At 68.3% G+C, this 17,255-nt stretch carries 21 protein-coding genes and 1 tRNA gene; 9 read left to right on the forward strand and 13 right to left on the reverse strand.

The annotated features are described in order from the left end of the window. Positions 1–17: 17 nt before the first annotated feature. Positions 18–1,787, reverse strand: a complete 1,770-nt coding sequence (gene phaC / locus ACEN9J_RS09385) for a class I poly(R)-hydroxyalkanoic acid synthase (protein WP_413763911.1) — start codon at positions 1,785–1,787, stop codon at positions 18–20. Between the two features lie 181 nt (positions 1,788–1,968). Here phaC and ACEN9J_RS09390 point away from each other — a divergent pair, with 181 nt between their 5' ends. Then, positions 1,969–2,292 carry a hypothetical protein gene (locus tag ACEN9J_RS09390; protein ID WP_057596641.1) on the forward strand — a complete coding sequence of 108 codons (324 nt, stop codon included), beginning with the start codon at positions 1,969–1,971 and terminating at the stop codon, positions 2,290–2,292. On the opposite strand, the gene pgeF is transcribed toward ACEN9J_RS09390, so the two are convergent. The 3 genes from pgeF to ACEN9J_RS09405 are packed head-to-tail and all read right to left on the reverse strand — an operon-like array spanning position 2,224 to position 4,579. Then, on the reverse strand, positions 2,224–2,991 hold the full coding sequence (pgeF, locus tag ACEN9J_RS09395) for a peptidoglycan editing factor PgeF (protein WP_413763912.1): 768 nt from the start codon (positions 2,989–2,991) through the stop codon (positions 2,224–2,226). The two genes, ACEN9J_RS09390 and pgeF, sit on opposite strands and share 69 nt — an antisense overlap. Further along, on the reverse strand, positions 2,991–3,629 hold the full coding sequence (maiA, locus tag ACEN9J_RS09400) for a maleylacetoacetate isomerase (RefSeq protein WP_057596657.1): 639 nt from the start codon (positions 3,627–3,629) through the stop codon (positions 2,991–2,993). The genes pgeF and maiA overlap by 1 nt, the downstream gene beginning before the upstream one ends. Before the next feature lie 32 nt (positions 3,630–3,661). Continuing rightward, positions 3,662–4,579, reverse strand: coding sequence for a tetratricopeptide repeat protein (locus ACEN9J_RS09405; protein ID WP_413763913.1), 918 nt, complete (start codon positions 4,577–4,579; stop codon positions 3,662–3,664). A 170-nt stretch (positions 4,580–4,749) separates the two neighbouring features. Here ACEN9J_RS09405 and ACEN9J_RS09410 point away from each other — a divergent pair, with 170 nt between their 5' ends. The 4 genes from ACEN9J_RS09410 to ACEN9J_RS09425 all read left to right on the forward strand — a co-directional run bounded on the left by ACEN9J_RS09410 (position 4,750) and on the right by ACEN9J_RS09425 (position 7,179). Continuing rightward, positions 4,750–5,451 (forward strand): fumarylacetoacetate hydrolase family protein, encoded by a 702-nt coding sequence (locus ACEN9J_RS09410; protein WP_413763914.1) that lies wholly within the window; start codon positions 4,750–4,752, stop codon positions 5,449–5,451. Between the two features lie 21 nt (positions 5,452–5,472). Then, a complete protein-coding gene (locus ACEN9J_RS09415) occupies positions 5,473–6,024 on the forward strand; it encodes an NUDIX hydrolase (protein WP_093342880.1) in 552 nt (183 codons plus the stop codon). A gap of 4 nt (positions 6,025–6,028) precedes the next feature. After that, the gene (locus ACEN9J_RS09420; RefSeq protein ID WP_413763915.1) at positions 6,029–6,520 is read left to right on the forward strand and encodes a CreA family protein; all 492 of its coding nucleotides are present in this window, start codon (positions 6,029–6,031) and stop codon (positions 6,518–6,520) included. 149 nt (positions 6,521–6,669) lie between these two features. Continuing rightward, the gene (locus ACEN9J_RS09425) at positions 6,670–7,179 is read left to right on the forward strand and encodes a murein hydrolase activator EnvC family protein (protein WP_057596647.1); all 510 of its coding nucleotides are present in this window, start codon (positions 6,670–6,672) and stop codon (positions 7,177–7,179) included. 7 nt (positions 7,180–7,186) lie between these two features. On the opposite strand, the gene ACEN9J_RS09430 is transcribed toward ACEN9J_RS09425, so the two are convergent. After that, entirely contained in the window at positions 7,187–8,803 is a 1,617-nt protein-coding gene (locus ACEN9J_RS09430) for a phospholipase D family protein (protein ID WP_057596648.1), read from the reverse strand. A 236-nt stretch (positions 8,804–9,039) separates the two neighbouring features. Here ACEN9J_RS09430 and ACEN9J_RS09435 point away from each other — a divergent pair, with 236 nt between their 5' ends. Both ACEN9J_RS09435 and ACEN9J_RS09440 read left to right on the forward strand, forming a co-directional pair. After that, the gene (locus tag ACEN9J_RS09435; protein ID WP_413763916.1) at positions 9,040–9,762 is read left to right on the forward strand and encodes a DUF418 domain-containing protein; all 723 of its coding nucleotides are present in this window, start codon (positions 9,040–9,042) and stop codon (positions 9,760–9,762) included. A 444-nt stretch (positions 9,763–10,206) separates the two neighbouring features. Beyond that, positions 10,207–10,383 carry a hypothetical protein gene (locus tag ACEN9J_RS09440; protein ID WP_296731710.1) on the forward strand — a complete coding sequence of 59 codons (177 nt, stop codon included), beginning with the start codon at positions 10,207–10,209 and terminating at the stop codon, positions 10,381–10,383. 91 nt (positions 10,384–10,474) lie between these two features. Here the strand turns inward: ACEN9J_RS09440 and ACEN9J_RS09445 are convergent, their stop codons facing one another. Beyond that, complete coding sequence (locus tag ACEN9J_RS09445; protein ID WP_296731713.1) at positions 10,475–10,705, reverse strand: hypothetical protein; 231 nt, start codon at positions 10,703–10,705, stop codon at positions 10,475–10,477. A 214-nt stretch (positions 10,706–10,919) separates the two neighbouring features. Between ACEN9J_RS09445 and ACEN9J_RS09450 the strand changes: the two genes are divergently transcribed. Together ACEN9J_RS09450 and ACEN9J_RS09455 are read left to right on the forward strand one after the other, a co-directional pair. Then, positions 10,920–11,342, forward strand: coding sequence for a hypothetical protein (locus ACEN9J_RS09450; protein WP_296731717.1), 423 nt, complete (start codon positions 10,920–10,922; stop codon positions 11,340–11,342). 69 nt (positions 11,343–11,411) lie between these two features. Beyond that, positions 11,412–11,813 carry a hypothetical protein gene (locus ACEN9J_RS09455; RefSeq protein WP_413763917.1) on the forward strand — a complete coding sequence of 134 codons (402 nt, stop codon included), beginning with the start codon at positions 11,412–11,414 and terminating at the stop codon, positions 11,811–11,813. 96 nt (positions 11,814–11,909) lie between these two features. On the opposite strand, the gene ACEN9J_RS09460 is transcribed toward ACEN9J_RS09455, so the two are convergent. From ACEN9J_RS09460 to rpmI, 7 genes are all read right to left on the reverse strand, one after another. After that, a tRNA-Pro gene (locus tag ACEN9J_RS09460) sits at positions 11,910–11,986 on the reverse strand. 26 nt (positions 11,987–12,012) lie between these two features. Next, positions 12,013–12,474: a MerR family transcriptional regulator gene (locus tag ACEN9J_RS09465; protein WP_409976585.1), complete on the reverse strand. Its 462-nt coding sequence runs from the start codon at positions 12,472–12,474 to the stop codon at positions 12,013–12,015. A gap of 73 nt (positions 12,475–12,547) precedes the next feature. Next, a complete protein-coding gene (locus tag ACEN9J_RS09470) occupies positions 12,548–12,919 on the reverse strand; it encodes an integration host factor subunit alpha (protein ID WP_057596652.1) in 372 nt (123 codons plus the stop codon). A gap of 5 nt (positions 12,920–12,924) precedes the next feature. Further along, entirely contained in the window at positions 12,925–15,366 is a 2,442-nt protein-coding gene (gene pheT / locus ACEN9J_RS09475; protein ID WP_413763918.1) for a phenylalanine--tRNA ligase subunit beta, read from the reverse strand. Between the two features lie 63 nt (positions 15,367–15,429). Then, on the reverse strand, positions 15,430–16,506 hold the full coding sequence (gene pheS, locus ACEN9J_RS09480; protein WP_413763919.1) for a phenylalanine--tRNA ligase subunit alpha: 1,077 nt from the start codon (positions 16,504–16,506) through the stop codon (positions 15,430–15,432). A 117-nt stretch (positions 16,507–16,623) separates the two neighbouring features. Further along, a complete protein-coding gene (gene rplT, locus ACEN9J_RS09485) occupies positions 16,624–16,983 on the reverse strand; it encodes a 50S ribosomal protein L20 (protein ID WP_012747009.1) in 360 nt (119 codons plus the stop codon). 26 nt (positions 16,984–17,009) lie between these two features. Then, positions 17,010–17,213 (reverse strand): 50S ribosomal protein L35, encoded by a 204-nt coding sequence (rpmI, locus tag ACEN9J_RS09490; protein WP_057596107.1) that lies wholly within the window; start codon positions 17,211–17,213, stop codon positions 17,010–17,012. Positions 17,214–17,255 lie beyond the last annotated feature (42 nt).

The raw sequence follows: 17,255 nt of genomic DNA on the forward strand, positions 1-17,255 counted from the left end.
ATTCGGTAATGCGGGTGTCAGGCGCGGGCCTTGACGTAGCGACCCGGGGCGGGCTCGATGGCCTGGTAGGCCTTGCCCTTGCCGTAGGTCTTGGGCGCGGGGATCTGCTTGCCCGCGTGGCCCTTGAGCCACTGGGACCAGTCGGTCCACCAGCTGCCCGGATGCTCCTGCGCGCCGGCCAGCCATTCGGCCTGCGTCTTCGGCAGCTTGCCGTCGGCGCGGATCCAGTGGCTGCGCTTATTCTTGGCCGGCGGGTTGATCACGCCCGCGATGTGGCCCGAGGCGCCCATCACGAAACGCTTCTTGCCCGGCAGGATCTGGGTCGAGGCGTAGGCGCCGCCGATCGGCACGATGTGGTCCTCGCGCGAGCCGTAGATGTAGGCCGGGATGTCGATGCGGCGCAGGTCGATCTTCTCGCCGCAGACCGTGAGCGCGTCGGGCTCGGCCAGCTTGTTCTCGTGATAGGTGTTGCGCAGGTACCAGGCGTAGAACGGGCCCGGCAGGTTGGTGGCGTCGCTGTTCCAGTAGAGCAGGTCGAAGGGCGGCGGGGTCTCGCCCTTGAGGTAGTTGCCCACCACGTAGTTCCAGACCAGGTCGTTGGGACGCAGGAAGCTGAAGGTGGAGGCCAGGTCGCCGCCGGGCAGCAGGCCGCCCTTGCCGAGCTGCATCTCGCGGTACTGCACCATGGGCTCGTCGACGAAGATGTCGAGGATGCCGGTGTCGCTGAAGTCGAGGAAGGTGGTCAGCAGCGTGACCGAGGCGGCCGGCTTCTCGCCGCGAGCGGCCAGCACCGCGAGCGCGGTCGACAGGATGGTGCCGCCGACGCAGAAGCCCAGCGTGTTGATCTGCGGGCTGCCGCTGATCTCCTGCACGCGGTGGATGGCCTCGATCGCGGCCTGCTCGATGTAGTCGTCCCAGGTGGCCTGCGCGAGCGACTCGTCGGGATTGCGCCAGCTCACCACGAACACGCGGTGGCCCTGCTCGTTGGCATAGCGGATCAGCGAGTTCTCGGGCTGCAGGTCGAGGATGTAGAACTTGTTGATGCACGGCGGCACCAGCAGGAACGGGCGCTCGTAGACCTTGGCGGTCAGCGGCTTGTACTCGAGCAACTGGAAGAGCGCGTTCTCGAACACCACCGCGCCCTCGGTGGTGGCGACGTTGCGCCCCACTTCGAAGGCGCTCTCGTCGGTCATGCTCAGGTGGCCCTGGCGCACGTCGTGCAGCAGGTTCTGGATGCCCTTGGCGATGCTCTCGCCCTGGGTCTCGATGGCCTTCTTCTGCGCCTCGGCATTGAAGGCCAGCGAGTTGCTCGGCGACGAGGCCGCCATCCACTGCTCGACCGCGAAGCGCAGCCGTGCCTTGGTCTTCTCGTCGGCATCGATGGCCTCGGCCATCTTCAGCAGGGTGCGGCCGTTGAGCAGGTAGATCGCGGCCGAGAAGGCCGACAGCGGGTTGCCGCTCCAGGCCTCGCCGGCGAAGCGCCGGTCGCCCTCGGGCTTGGCGCCGAAGCCCTGGCCCCAGAGCGCGGTGGCCTCGGCGATGTACTGCTGCTGGATGGCCCGCAGCGCCGCGGGATCGATCGAGAGCTTGGGCAATTCCGGCATGGTGCCCAGGGAAGGCATGCCGGGCATTTCGGGCATTTGCGGCATCTGCCACAGGGGCTTGCCATTGCCGGTCCAGGCGCCCTGCCCGGCCGACTGCTGGAAGGACTCCAGCGCCTTGCGCCACCCCTGGGTGAGCGCCTGTTGAAAGGGTTCGAACGCGTCGGCCCCCGTTGCTTTCGTCATGGTGTCTCCTGCTCCTCGCCTGAAATCGATCCGGATGGCTTTGCGTCGTTTGAGTATGCTGCATTCGCAAGACGCTCACAACGCCGCGCCGGCGCGGTCCGGACCCCGGTGGCCGTCATCGCACGGCCGGTGTGGAAACACGCTTTACTTCCTCTTTCGTTCGCCCCGCTCTCCTTTTCCAATGTTCATTCATCTCGTCGTGATCGGCTGGCTCTACGTGGTGCTGATGATGGCGGTGGCCGAGGCCACCAACACCACCGGCACCGTGCTCGGCGCCATCATCACCTTTCTACTGTACGGGCTCGCCCCCGTGACACTGGTGGTTTACCTGATGAGCACGCCCGCGCGGCGCCGGGCGCTGAAGGAAAAGGAACTGGCCGCGCAGGAGGCGGCGCGGCGCGCGGCCGCCGAGGAACTGGCGGCGAAGGCCGGGCATTCAGACCTTCCAGACCAGCGCGGCGAAGCGCCCGCTGACCCCGTCGCGCCGGTGCGAAAAGAACCCTGAGGCATTGCGCACGGTGCACCAAGCATCGCCGCCGTCGTTGCCGTGGATCCGCTCGATGCCGAGCGCGCGCAGCCGCTGGCGCGCGAGCGCGGGCAGGTCGGCCAGCCACTTGCCCGGCGCGGCGCCGGGCCGGAAGCAGCCGGCGGCCTCGGGCGCATGGGCCTCGAAGGCGACCTTGACCTCGGCGCCGACCTCGAAGGCCGAGGGGCCGATGCAGGGGCCGAGCCACGCGATGACGTCGCCACCGGTCCGTGCCTCGTCCTCGAAGGACCGGAAGGCCTGCTCCAGCACCCCGCCCGCGAGCCCGCGCCAGCCCGCGTGCGCGGCCGCCACGCGGTGGCCCGCGGTGTCGCAGAACAGCACCGGCAGGCAGTCGGCGACCATGATCGTGCAGGCCGTGCCCGGCTCGGTGGCGGTGCAGGCATCGGCCGCGGTGCCGTCGGCCACGTCCGGCGCGTCGAGCGACACCAGCCCCGTGCCGTGCACCTGCTGCAGGAACACCGGCCGCGCGCCGATCGCCTCGCGCAGCCGCGCGCGGTTGGCCGCGACATGGGCCGGGTCGTCGCCGACGTGGTCGCCGAGGTTCAAGCTGGCGTAACGCCCTTGAGGCCCCTGCGAGACGCCGCCCTCGCGCGTGGTGCAGACCGCGCGCACATGGGCCGGCGCCGGCCAGTCGGGCACCAGCCAGGGCAGCGCCATCAGGCCTCCGCGTCGGGCGACTGCGAGGGCTGCGCGCGCTGGAAGGCGTCGAGCTGCATGCAGGCGTCGAAGGCCGCCATGGTGCGCGGCAGGCCGCTGAAGTCGCAGTCGAAGCGGCGGCCGTTGAAGATCTGCGGCACCAGGCAGCAGTCGGCCAGGGTGGGCTTGTCGCCCCAGCAGAAGGTGCTGGCGGGCTGCTGCGCGAGCTGGCGCTCGAAGGCCAGCATGCCCTCGCGCACCCAGTGGCGGTACCAGGCGTTCTTGGCCTCCTCGTCGAGCTTCAGGTCCTTCACCAGGTACTTGAGCACGCGCAGGTTGTTCAGCGGATGGATCTCGCAGGCGATCGACTGCGCCAGCGCGCGCACATGGGCGCGGCCCGCGGGGTCGCTGGGCAGCAGCGCCGGCTCGGGATGCACCTCGTCGAGGTACTCGATGATCGCCATCGACTGCGAGAAGCGCTCGCCGTCGTCCTCGAGCAGCGGCACCAGCATGTCGGCCGAGATCGCCGAGTACGGGCCGGTGCGGTGCTCGCCGCGCGCGATGTGCACGGGGATGTATTCGTAGTCGAGCCCCTTGAGGTTGAGCGCGATGCGAACGCGGAACGAGGCGGAGGAGCGGAAGTAGTTGTGCAGCTTCATGGTCATGGCTTCGAGGATAGCGTCGATGCGGTTCAGGAGCGCGGCGCTGCGGCAAGCACGCAGCGCAGCTCGCGCAGGGTGGCCGCGGGATGTTCCCGCTGCCAGGCGTCGAGCGGGGCGCGGGCGGCAGCCTCCCCGCGCGCGGCCAGGCCCAGGCGCCAGGGCCCGCGCGGGCCCACGGTCTGGTCGGCCGGGTGGTCGTGGCCTTCGCCCTCGCCATAGGGCCGGCCCTCGGAGCAGGCCGCGCACAGCATGCGGATGCCCAGGCTCCAGTTCTCGGCGCCGTCTCCCGCTGCATGGAAGCGCGCGATCAGGCGGTCGATCTCTTCCTGCGACACGCCCTCGATCCAGAGTTCGAAGGTGGCGTAATCGGAAGGCGCGATCAGCGCGAGCGCGTCGAACACCGCCACCTCGCGCCCCTGGTGCAGCCGGTAGCCGTTGGGCGCGCCGTCGTGCAGCACGAGGTCGCCGTAGCGGTGGCCCGAGCCCGGCAAGGGAACGTTGCGCAGGATGGCGCGCGCGGGATCGATGCGGTCGGCCCACAGCACCTCGCTGGCCTCGTCGCCATGCACGCGGATCGGCGTCAGGCCGGCGAAATGGTCGACCGGGCCCTCGCCCTCGGCCAGCGGAATGCCGTAGAGGCGCCAGGCGCGCCGCGCCGTGGCCCAGTCGCCGAGCGCGGTGGCGGCGATGCCGAGGTTCCAGACCGCGCCCTCGTTGCCCGGGTCGCACTGTACGGCGCGCGCATTGGCCTCGAGCGAGGCGGCCCAGTCGCCGCGGTACTTGTGGATCAGGCCGGCGTTGTACCAGGGCACGGCCCAGTCGGGACGGTGTGTGCTGGCCTCGGCATAGGCCCGCAGCGCGCCCTCCTCGTCGCCGTCGTCCTGGCGCGTGTTGCCGAGCTCGTTGCAGGCCTGGGCCTTGCCGGCTTTTCCGAATCGAAGGGGCATGGGGAGGAGCGAAGCGATGGCGGGACGGGAACGGGCCGTATTCTGCGCCCTGGCATGACGGCCCCCTCGCATACCCCGATGGCCGGCCCCGGCGCCCGGCGCCCGGGCGGCGCCTCTGGCACACTGCCGGCTTCCCCCTCTCCCGCTTCGCCCCCAAAGGATCGTTTTCCATGGCCTCCGAGTTCGTCTTCGCCCCGCCCGCGACCGTTTCCGTTCCCGTCGTCGGACAGACCGCCCGCTTCCCGGTGCACCGCATCTACTGCGTGGGCCGCAACTACGAGGATCACGCCAAGGAAATGGGCTTCACCGGCCGCGAACCGCCGTTCTTCTTCATGAAGCCGGCCGACGCCGCCGTGGTGGTCGAGGCCGGCCAGACCGGCACCGTGGACTACCCCACGCTGACCAAGAACCTGCATCACGAGATCGAGCTCGTGGTGGCGATCGGCACCGGCGGCAAGAACATCTCGGCCGCCGACGCGCACAAGCACATCTTCGGCTACGCCGTGGGCCTGGACATGACCCGCCGCGACCTGCAGAACGAGATGAAGAAGCAGGGCCGCCCCTGGGACATCGGCAAGGGCTTCGAGCAGAGCGCGCCGATCGGCCCGATCGTGCCGGCGGCGCAGGCCGGCGACGCCGAGAAGGCCGAGATCTCGCTGCAGGTGAACGGCAGCGATCGCCAGCGCAGCAACGTGAGCAAGCTGATCTGGAACGTGGCCGAGACCATCGAGCACCTGTCGGCCGCCTGGGAGCTGCAGCCCGGCGACCTGATCTACAGCGGCACGCCCGAAGGCGTGGCGGCGGTGGTCGCGGGCGACACGCTGGTGGGCGAGGTCGCCGGCCTGCCCGTGCTGACCGTCAAGATCGTCTGAGGCCGCGAGCACGCCCGCCCCATGCTGCTGCGCATCCCCATCAAGCATTGCAAGAACTGCGGCACCGCGGTGGTCTACCGCGTGCCGGACGACGGCGACACCAAGGAACGCGCCGTCTGCCCGGCCTGCAACACGATCCACTACGAGAACCCGCTCAACGTGGTGGGGACCATCCCCGTGCTCGGCGACAAGGTGCTGCTGTGCAAGCGCAACATCGAGCCGCGCTGGGGCAAGTGGACGCTGCCGGCGGGCTTCATGGAGCTCGAGGAGACCACGGCCCAGGGCGCGGCGCGCGAGACCGACGAGGAAGCCGGTGCCAATTTCGAGATCGAGGGCCTGTTCGCGGTGATGAGCGTGCCGCGCGTGGGACAGGTGCACCTGTTCTACCGCGCGCGCCTGCTCGACGACCGCTTCGATCCGGGCCACGAGACCATCGAGGCGAAGCTCTTCGCCGAGGAGGAGATTCCCTGGGACGAGATCGCCTTCCGCACGGTGCGCGAGGCGCTGCAGCACTACTTCGAGGACCGGCGCCGCGGCAGCTTCGACCGCGTCCACACGATCGACATCGTCTGACCCGATGAAGCACGCCATCTCCCTTCGACGCGGCGCGGCGCTCGCGTTCGCCGCCGCCCTGCTGGCCGCCACCGCGGCGCGCGCCGAGACCGTGGGCGAGGTCGACACCGCCTTCAAGCTGATCGGCCCCGACCACAAGATCGTGATCGAGGCCTACGACGACCCCAAGGTCAGCGGCGTGACCTGCTATGTCTCGCGCGCCAAGACCGGCGGCATCGCGGGCGCCTTCGGCGTGGCCGAGGACAAGGCCGAGGCCTCGATCGCCTGCCGCCAGGTCGGCCCGGTGAACGTGACGCAGCCGCTGCCCAAGCGCGAGGAGGTCTACAGCGAGCGGCTGTCGGTGCTGTTCAAGCGGCTGCGCGTGGTGCGCATGGTCGACGCGCGGCGCAACACGCTGGTCTACCTCACCTACTCCGACCTGCTGATCGACGGCTCGCCGAAGAACAGCGTCACCGCGGTGCCGATCGACCGCGGCACGCCGATCCCGCTGAAGTGATCGCCCGATGGCGCGCGGCCGCCCGCGCGCCAAGTCCCAGCCGGCCCGCAGGGAACGCGCCGGGGACTTTGCTAGCATCGACCGGCCGGGCCGCACGGCCCCGAGATCCGAGGGAACCCTTCAGAACGTCCCCGTTCCAACCGAGCGCCATGCACCTTCAGACTTTTGTTTTCCGAATCGGCGCCGCGGCGCTGCTCGCCGCCGGCATCGCCGCCTGCACGACCACGCCGCTGCCGCCGATGCAACAGCCCGGCCGCACCGCGACCCCGCCGCCGCAGCGCCAGGCCTTGTTCATCCGGCCCGCCGCCGGCACCACCATCGGCCGCTTCGACGGCGTGCGCAACAAGGGCGTGGACATCGCCGGCAACCTCGGCGACCCGATCGTGGCCTCGGCCGACGGCCGCGTGGTGTACGTGGGCAACGAACTGGCCGCCTACGGCAACATGGTCATCATCAAGCACAACGAGACCTTCCTCACCGCCTATGCCCACGCGAGCACCATCCTCGTCAAGGAAGGCGCGGTGGTGCGCCAGGGCGAGAAGATCGCCGAGATGGGATCGGGCGGCGATGCCAACCGCGTGAAGCTGCGCTTCGAGATCCGCAAGAACGGCGTGGCCGTCGATCCCGAGCCCTACCTGAGCGGCCGGCTGCAGCAGTAAGCGGGCCTCACAGCAGGCTCTCGGGCACCAGCGGCGCGAGCAGCTCGAGCCGCCAGCGGGCCCAGAAATTCGTCTCGGGCTCGGTGTGCAGGATGGTGTCGGCACCATCGCCCGCGGCCGGGCTCACCCATTCGATGCCACCGCGCGGCCCGAGCTGCAGCTGGTAGGCGCCGTCGAGCCGGATGAAGCCGATCAGGCTGTTGAGCTGCTGCGCGATCTGCGGGCTGAAGATGAAGAGCCCGATCTCGGTGTTGTGCAGCACCGAACGCGGGTCGAAGTTCATCGAGCCGATGAAGACCGTGCGCCCGTCGATCACCGCCGACTTGCCGTGCAGCCGGCCGCTCGAGGTCTCGTACATGCCGAAGCGCCGGCTCTGCTCGACCCGCTTGGGGCTGAGCTCGTAGAGCGCCACGCCCAGGCGCAGCATCTCGGCGCGGTAGCGGCGATAGCCGATGTGCACCAGCGACTCGTCGGTGGCCGCCAGCGAGTTGGTGACCATGATGTAGCCCACGCCGTTGCCGCGCACATGCCGGATGGTCTCCATGCCGCCGCGGCCCGGGATCAGGTAGGGCGTGGTCTGCATGATCTCGGTGCGCGCGCCGCGCAGATGGCGTTGCAGGTTGAACTGCACGCTGTCGGGCGAGACATCGGCCGGCGCGCCGCGGCTTTCCTCGGGCGCCAGCGCCTTGGCGGGCGCGTCCGCATAGGCCTCGGCGCGCGCCCAGGCCAGTTGCAGCTGGCCCGCGTCGAGGTCGGCGGCCAGCGGATGGTGACCCAGCAGGTCGGTGGCGCCGGGCTGCTCGGGCTCGGGCGTGCCCGGCCCGCTCGTGAGTTCGTCGAAGCGCGAGCGCAGCGATTGCGGCGAGGCGCCGTCGGCCGATACCAGCGACTCGATCGGGTAGACGTAGGGGCTGTTCCAGTAGCTGTCGAACAGCGACGAGAGCTTGTGGACCACGGGCCCGGCCACCAGCGTGTCGATGTCGATGAAGTTCGAGCCGCCGTCGCGCAGGAAGTACTCGTTGGCGATGTTGCGCCCGCCCATGACCGCCATCGTGTCGTCGACCACGAACAGCTTGTTGTGCATGCGGCGGTGCACGCGGTTGAAGTCGAGCAGCGAGGCGGTCCAGCGCGTGCCGAAGCGTTCGCGCCCGGCGGGGAACGGGTTGAACATCCGCACTTCGACGTTCGGATACGCGGCCAGGCCCCGGAACAGCGGATCGGCGCCGGCCGTGTAGAGATCGTCGACCAGCAGCCGCACGCGCACGCCGCGTTCGGCCGCGTCGCGCAGGTGGCGCAGCAGGTAGCGGCCGGTCTCGTCGTTCTGCACCAGGTAGTACTGCACGTCGATCGAACGCTCGGCGCGGCGGATCAGTTCGATGCGCGCATGCAGCGAGAACTGCGCCATCGGCAGCAGGCGGAAGCCGCTGAGCGGCTCGTCTTCGCCGCGCGGTGCGGTCGCGGCCACGAGGCGGCCGAGCGTGGTGTCGGCGCCGTTCGGGATCGTCGTCGACGACCGGCGAACGACGTCGCTCGGCAGGCCCGCGCAGCCGGCCAGCAGCAGCGCGCAGGCCAGCGTGAGCCAGCGGACGAGCGCCGGCCATGCACGGCCGGCTGCGGAGGGCATGACTGGCGAAACGGAGCGGTGGGGCACGGGAGTGGGCGCACCGGAAGGCGATGCGGGCGGCGGTTTCTACCACGAGCCGGCCGCCGCATGCGGCGCTCGTAATGTTGAGGCAATGCGCATCCCTAGCATCGGTGGCCGACGCGCATCTCGCCCGCGGTGGCCGCGTCCCGCACCTGGCCCGCCTTCCGCATCACGCCGGGTTCCCTCCATCGCTTCGCAGACGCTGCCGTACATCGATGACCCTCGGACTCGCCACGCCGCCTCTTTCCCTGTCGCCTGCACGGCTCCTCGCACGCCCTGTCGCCATCGCGGACGACGCACGACCGCGCCGGCGCGAACTCGTCGATGCCTTGCGCGGCTTCGCGCTGTTCGGCATGCCGCTCGTGGGCTGGCGTGGCTTCGCGCCGATCGAGTTCCCGGGCGTCGCCGCCTGGTGGCCGCTCTTCGTGCTCGGCGGACTGCTGGCCGGCATGGCGCTGGGCCGTGCGCAGGTGCTGAGGCAGTCGGTGGCCCATCGGCGCTTCTGGCGCCGGCTGCTGCTGGCGAGCCTCGCGACGGGCTTGCTGCTCGCGCTGAGCGATCCGGCAGGCCAATCCGCGCCCGGCCCGCTGCGTGCGATGGCGGTGCTGGCCCAGTTGCTTTTCTGCGTGGCGGCCTTCGTGCTGCTGTTCCAGCGCGCCGCCTGGCGGGGCCGGTTGCGCAAGCTGGCGCCGCTCGGGCGCATGGCGTGGAGCAACGGCCTCGTGCAGGCGCTGGCGGGCCTGAGCCTGTTCTACGGCGTCGGCCCGGGCCTGTGCCCGAAGTTCGGCGTGGCGGGCCTCGCCGTGGCCTGCATGGCGATCCTGGCACTGCAAGCGGCCGCGAGCTGCTGGTGGCTGCGCCGCTACAGGCTCGGCCCGCTGGAATGGGCCTGGCAGAGCCTGGCGCCGACGCGCTGGAAGCGCGAGAAGCAGGCCTGAGATGCCGGCGTCCCCCTAAGAGAGGTTTAACAATGCACTGCAACAATTCTCGAACGATGGCCGGAGAGCCCGCCAGGGACCGCACGACACCGAGCCCTCGCCGGGAGTTTCATGGCCAACCCGTTTTCGCCCTGCCCTTGCAGCATCGAGCATCTGGACCGCAGCCCGCAGCAGGCCTGGATGCGCTTCTTCCCGTGGTTGAAACCCTACCGTTGCAGGAACTGCGGCAAGTCGCAGCTTCTGCCGCAACGGGCCGTGGAACGGGCCTTGGCCAGCCTGGGCAACAGGAAGTCGCCACGCAGAGGCGGCGCCAAGCGGGCACGGGCGCTGTAGCAAGCCCGTCACGGGTCGGAGCACTGCTCTTCCGATCCCTGCTGGCTTGCGGTACAACACGTAGGTGTAACCCCCTGTAAACCGTGGGGCACAAAACTACGTTAGGACCGCATGCGAGCATCCGACCCTTTCTTTATCGCTTTCGTCTTCCTTGCCGGCATTGCCGCGGGCGCCGCCCTGATGGCCATGCTGGCCATCCTGCGGGCGGAAAGGCCGCGACGACAGCCGAAGCCCCGGGTCGAACGCGAACACATCGTCATCGGCCAGACCGGGTTCGGCAGCCTCTGAGAGGCCTGGCAAGCGCCGGGGCGTCAGGCGCGGCGCGCCGAGCGTGCGCCTCGCCCGAAGACACGAGGGCCCCGCGTCGAGGCCCCGCGATTCAAGCGCGAAAACCCGTCTTTCCCTCGTCGATCATGCGATGAGCGAAAGCGACGCAGTTCGATAGCAATTCTTCCTCGGACCTGAAGGTGCCGATCCCGTGGCGGATGCGCCGCGAAGCCTCGCCTTCCTTCTCGAAGGTCACCCATGCGGGCCATTCGCCGTTCTCTCGGTCCTGGATGTGGCGGCGTGCAACGAAGCCGCCTTTCTTGAGGATTTCGATGTGCTGCATCGGCATCGGATGTCCATTTTTTTCTTGAGTGCGGGATTATTCTCGCGACAAGGTCTCAGGAACATGTCATGACGCGGCGGAGTTGTGACGGCCGGTAAAGGGCTGGCGGCGATCGCGGGCAGCGGGCCTGCCGCGGGCGGCAGGGGTCGAAGTGTCACCTGTTGTTCGAAAAATAACTGTATATTCAAACAGTATTTCCACGCCCATTCTTCCCATGACCCAAGTTGAGCTGTTCCATCAACCGGCCATCGTCGATGGCGCCCTTCCAGAGCCCTTCGAAGAAGCACCGCCAGTGCGGCAGAAAGCCGGGCCCGCGCTGTCTTCCCCGGAACGGGAGACCGAGCCTCCCGCCGCCTACGAGGTGCTCCTGGCCGACTATGCGCACGCCAGCGACGAAGCCATCCGCCTGGCGCAGCGGCGTTTCCAACGCGAACTCGAGCGGCAACTGGGCAGCGACGTGCTGCCGGCGCTGCGCGCCTTCCAGAACGCGAGCGAATCGAGCGAGAACGAACTCTCGAAGGCCGACATCGCGCTCGCGCGCCGCTGGGCCAAGGCCTACGACACGGCCAGGACCGCGGGCTTCCGGGATCTGGGCGATACCGACGAGGCCTTCTTCGAGGTTCGGGCGACAGCCTAGCCTAAAAGGGGACGGGACCGGTCGGCCCGGCACAATGGCCACCGACCCAGCACACGAGGAATCTCACGCATGGCCGACGATGTCTCCATGGTCTTCTTTGCATTGAATGCCGACAGCCCCGATCTGGACGCCGCATCGCGCCTGCTGATCGCTCAAGGCCTGGATGTCGCGGCCGATGGCGATGCACTCGTCGTCCAGTGGGAGGAGGACGGGCCCGCCCTTCGGATCAGGCTGTCCGCCGCGCCGCATGTGAGCGCGGAAGCCATCGACATCGCCAAGGACACCATGCACGCCACGGCCATGCGCGAATGCGATGCACGCTTCGAGATCGACATCGAGGACCTCGACGAAACGCTGGACGAGATCAACACGCTGATCGAGGTCCAGGCAACGCTGCAGGATGCAACGGGCGGCTACCTGTTCAATTCGTGGAACGGCGAGCTGAGCGCACCGGATTCATCGCAGGCCTGATTCCGGCGCGACGCCACGCACACCTCGGGCGCAGACAAAAAAAAAACGGGTCAGAGCTTGTGGCCCTGACCCGTTGTTCCATCTCGCGATGATTGTTGGTCGGTGTGAAAGGATTCGAACCTTCGACCCCTTGCACCCCATGCAAGTGCGCTACCAGGCTGCGCCACACACCGAAGCTCTCGATTATAGCCTTCTCTTTTCAGCGTCCGACGGTCAGCAACTCACGAATTTCAAAAAGCTCGCGGCGAAGCTGCAACAACTGCGACAGGTCGACACTGCGGGCCGCGTTCGGCACTGCTTCCTCGTCGTGCAGCGCGGCCTCGAACTCCTCGTGATCGATCTCGACGGCCTCCATGCCTTCGAGCGGAACCTCGCCGGCCTTGCGGCGGTCGCGTTCGTGCTGCACCAGTTCCTGCAGCTTGTTGCGTGCGCCGCTGATCGTGAAGCCCTGGTCGTACAGCAGGTCGCGGATGCGGCGGATCATCAGCACCTCGTGGTGCTGGTAGTAGCGCCGGTTGCCGCGCCGCTTCATCGGGCGCAACTGCGTGAACTCCTGCTCCCAGTAGCGCAGCACATGCGGTTTCACCCCACAGAGTTCGCCGACCTCACCGATGGTGAAGTAGCGTTTGACGGGGATGGGCGGGAGCGCCTTGTCGGCCATGTTCTCCATTGAAATCAAGTCTGCGCGCGGCAAACCTCAGAGGTTACTCCACGGGAGCGCGCGCGAACAAGCCCTATTCGGAACCCAGGCTCCACTCGACCTCGGGGGAGGCGTTCGGATCGATGTTTCCGTGAATCTGTTCCTTGAGCTTCGCGCTCGCATGGAAGGTCGCAACGCGGCGCTCGCCGATCGGAATGGCTTCGCCGGTACGCGGGTTGCGGCCGGGGCGCGGCGCCTTCACGCGGATCTGGAAGTTGCCGAAGCCCGAGATCTTCACGTCCGTGCCTTCGATCAGGCTGTTGGCCACCAGGTCGAAGAAAGCCTCGACCATGTCCTTGGACTCGCGCTTGTTCAGGCCGATCTGCTCGAACAGCAGGTCGGCCAGATGCGCCTTGGTGAGCGCGGGCGTCTCGAGTGCTTCGAGCGTGAATTCGACGGCATTCATTCGGGTCATCCTCTCAGGCGTCCGCCCACCTTCGCGGCCAGTTGATCGACGATGGCGCGCACGGCCGGCTCGACCTGCTCGTCGGTCAGGGTGGCGTTGTCGTCCTGGAAGCGCAGGCGCACCGCCATGCTCTTCTCGCCGGGTTGCAGGCCGCCGGCCGCGGCCACCGTGCCGTCGCGCGCGGGCTGCGGACGGTAGATGTCGAACAGCACCGCGTCGCGCAGCAGGCCTTGCGCGGCACCGGTCGAACGGATGGCGTCGATCAGCGCATCGTGCGTGACGGCTTCCGCCACCACCACCGCGATGTCGCGTTCGACCGCCTGGTGCTTGGGCACGGCTTGCGCCACCGGCACGGGACGCGCGGTGACGGCATCGAGGTCGAGCTCGAACAGCACGGCGGGCTGCGCGAAGTCCCATTTCTGGCGCCAGCGCGGATGCAGCTCGCCAACGAAGCCGACGGCCTTGCCCTCGACGATCACGCGCGCCGAGCGGCCCGGATGCAGCGCCGGATGCTCGGCGGCTTCGAAACGCGGCACCAGCGGCGCGAGCAGCGCCTCGACGTCGCCCTTCACGTCGTAGAAGTCGACGCGCTGCGACTTGCCGTCCCAGCGCGCCTCGTCGGCATCGCCCCAGGCGAGGCCGGCCACGCGCATCGGCTGATGCACGCCGCGCACCGTGCTGTCGGTGGTGACCACGCTGTCGTCGCGCAGGAACACGCGGCCCACCTCGAACACGCGCACGCGCGGCGCCTTGCGGTCGAGGTTGAACTTGAGCACCTGCAGCAGCGAACCGAGCAGCGACGAACGCATCACGCTCATCTGACTCGCGATCGGGTTCAGGAGCTTGACCGGGTTGTCGTTGCCCGCGAGCTCCTTCTCCCAGTCGGCTTCGACGAAGCTGAAGTTGATGGTTTCCTGGTAGCCCAGCGCGGCCAGGCCGCGGCGCACCGCGAAACGGCTGCGCTGTGCCTCGGGGCGCACGCGCGCGGTGATCGGCGCGAGCGGCGCGGTGGTCGGCAGGTTGTTGAAGCCGATCAGGCGCGCGACCTCCTCGATCAGGTCTTCCTCGATCAGCAGATCGAAGCGGTGCGGCGGCGGCACGATGGTCAGCGTGCCGTCGCCTTCGGTCAGCGCGAAGCCCAGCCGGCGCAGCGCATCGGCGCACTGGGCCTGCGTCAGCGGCATGCCGATCACGCGCGCTGCGCGCGCCACGCGCAGCGTCACGGGCATCGCCTCGGGCACACGCAGGATCTGGTCGTCCATGGCGCCGGCCTGGCCACCGCAGATCTCGACGATCAGCTGCGTGATGCGCTCGATGATCTCGACGGTGCGGCTCGGGTCGACGCCGCGCTCGTAGCGATGGCCGGCGTCGGTCGAGAAGTTGAAGCGGCGCGAACGGCCCTGCACCGCCTCGGGCCACCAGAACGCGGCCTCGACGTAGATGTTGCGCGTGTCGTCCGAGACCGCGGTGGCGTCGCCGCCCATGATGCCCGCGAGCGATTCGACCTCGCGGTCGTCGGCGATCACGCCCACCTTGTCGTCGACCGTGATCGTGGTGCCATTGAGCAGCTTGAGCTGTTCGCCGGCCTTGCCCCAGCGCACGTGGAGGCCGCCGTGGATCTTGTCGAGGTCGAAAATGTGGCTGGGCTGGCCGTACTCGAACATCACGTAGTTCGAGATGTCGACCAGCGGCGTGACGCTGCGCTGGCCGCAGCGCGCGAGGCGCTCGACCATCCATGCCGGGGTGCTGACCTTGGTGTCGACGCCGCGCACGATGCGGCCCGAGAAACGGCCGCAGAGCTCGGGCGCCTCGACCTTCACCGGCAGCTTGTCGCCGAAGGCCACCTCGACCGGCGCCACGGTGCGCGGCTTGAGCGGCGCGCCCGTCAGCGCGGCGAGTTCGCGCGCCACGCCGTACACGCTGAGGCCGTGCGCGAGATTGGGCGTGAGCTTGAGCGTGAGCAGCGTGTCGTCGAGCTTGAGCACTTCACGCACGTCGACGCCGATGGGCGCGTCGGCCGCGAGTTCGAGCAGGCCGCCGTGGTCTTCGCTCAGCTGCAGCTCGCGCGCCGAGCACAGCATGCCCTGGCTCTCGACGCCGCGCAACTTGCCGAGCTTGATGAGGAAGGGCTTGCCGTCCTCGCCGGGCGGCAGTTCGGCGCCCACCAGCGCGCACGGCACCTTGATGCCGACGCGCGCGTTGGGCGCGCCGCACACGATGTTGAGCAAGGCGCCCTGCCCCGCGTCGACCTGGCAGACACGCAGGCGGTCGGCATTCGGGTGCTGGACGGCTTCCTTGATCTCGCCCACCACGATGCGCGTGAAGGGCGGCGCCGCCGGCCGGCGCTCCTCGACCTCGAAGCCGCCCATGGTGAGGGTCTCGGCCAGTTCGGCGCTGTCGATGGGCGGGTTGCAGAACTCGCGCAGCCAGGATTCCGGGAATTGCATCTCTTCGATCTCGATCTGTTTTTCTGGTGTGGAAGGTCTCGTTTCGTCTCGCGCGTCAGCGGGTCACTGGAATTGCGAGAGGAAGCGCAGGTCGCCGTCGAAGAACAGGCGAAGGTCGTTCACGCCGTAGCGCAGCATCGTGAGGCGGTCGGGGCCCATGCCGAAGGCGAAGCCGATGTAGCGCTCGGGGTCGAGGCCCATGTTGCGCACCACGTTCGGATGCACCTGGCCCGAGCCCGACACCTCGAGCCAGCGGCCGGCCAGCGGGCCGCTCTGGAACTGGATGTCGATCTCGGCGCTGGGCTCGGTGAACGGGAAGAAGCTCGGCCGGAAACGCAGCACGAGGTCGTCGCGCTCGAAGAAGGTGCGGCAGAAGTCGGTGAAGACGACCTTGAGGTCCTTGAAGCTCACGTTCTCGCCGAGCCACAGGCCTTCGCACTGGTGGAACATCGGCGAGTGGGTGGCGTCGCTGTCGACACGGTAGGTGCGACCCGGCGCGATCACGCGGATCTCGGGCGCCTTGACCGTGCCGGTGGTATCGGCGGCCGCGGCCGCGAACTCGGCCGCGTGCTTCTTGATGTGCTGGTGGGCGTAGCGCACCTGCATCGGGCTGGTGTGCGGGCGCAGGTTGTAGGGGATGCCGTCCTCGCCGTTCAGGTCGACGTAGAAGGTGTCCTGCATCGAACGCGCCGGATGGTTCGGCGGGTTGTTGAGCGAGGTGAAGCTGTGCCAGTCGCTCTCGATCTCGGGGCCGTCGGCCACGTCGAAGCCCATGCTCGAGAAGATCTCCTCGATCCGCTCGAGGGTGCGGCTCACGGGGTGCAGGCCGCCCGGGATGCGGCGGCGGCCGGGCAGGCTCACGTCGAGCGCCTCGGCACGCAGCTGCTGCGAGAGCTCCTCGTCGGCCAGTTGCTGGCGGCGTTCGTTGAGGGCGGACTCGATCGCCTGCTTGGCCACGTTGATGGCGGCACCGCGCGACTTCTTCTCGTCGACGCTCAGCGCGGCCATGCCCTTCATTAGCTCGGTGATGCGGCCCGACTTGCCCAGGAACTGGGCCTTGGCGTTCTCGAGCTCAGCGGGGGTCTTCGCCTGCGCGAAGGCGGCACGTGCGGTGTCGACCAGGGAGTCCAACTCGTTCATAGCAACAACAGATTTTCTTCGGGGGAAAAATAAAAAAGGGCTGGTGCTCTTTCAAGCGCCAGCCCTTGTGCCGTGGGCGCAGGAAACTGTCCGGGGACGGTTTCCCGCTGTGCAGAATCAAGCAGCCAGCTTGGCCTTGACCTGCTCCACGATGCCCGCAAAAGCGGCCTTGTCGTGCACGGCGATGTCCGCAAGCATCTTGCGGTCGATCTCGATCCCGGCCTTGCGGATGCCGTTGGCGAACTGGCTGTAGGTCAGGCCCAGTTCACGCGAGGCGGCGTTGATACGCGCGATCCACAGTTGACGGAACACGCGCTTCTTGGTGCGGCGGTCACGGTAGGCGTATTGGCCTGCCTTCATCACCGCCTGTTTGGCGATGCGGAAGACATTGCCGCGGCGACCGCGGAAACCCTTGGCGAGTGCGAGAACTTTCTTGTGGCGGGCGCGAGCCGTTACACCACGTTTGACGCGAGGCATGTGATTACTCCTTGTTCGTCAGTTGATCAAATGCCCATGCCGGGCAGCATCGCGGCCATCGAAACCATGTTGGTTTCGTGCACCGACACCGCACCACGCAGGTGACGCTTGTTCTTGGTGGTCTTCTTGGTCAGGATGTGACGCTTGAAGGCTTGACCGCGCTTGACGGTGCCACCGGGACGAACGCGGAAACGTTTCTTCGCGCTGCTCTTGGTCTTCATTTTGGGCATGTGAATGCTCCTTTAATTTGTGCTCGTGAGGCGCCTTGGATG

Origin of the sequence: Variovorax sp. Varisp41 (assembly GCF_047325085.1) — a bacterium.
Lineage (GTDB): Bacteria > Pseudomonadota > Gammaproteobacteria > Burkholderiales > Burkholderiaceae_C > Variovorax.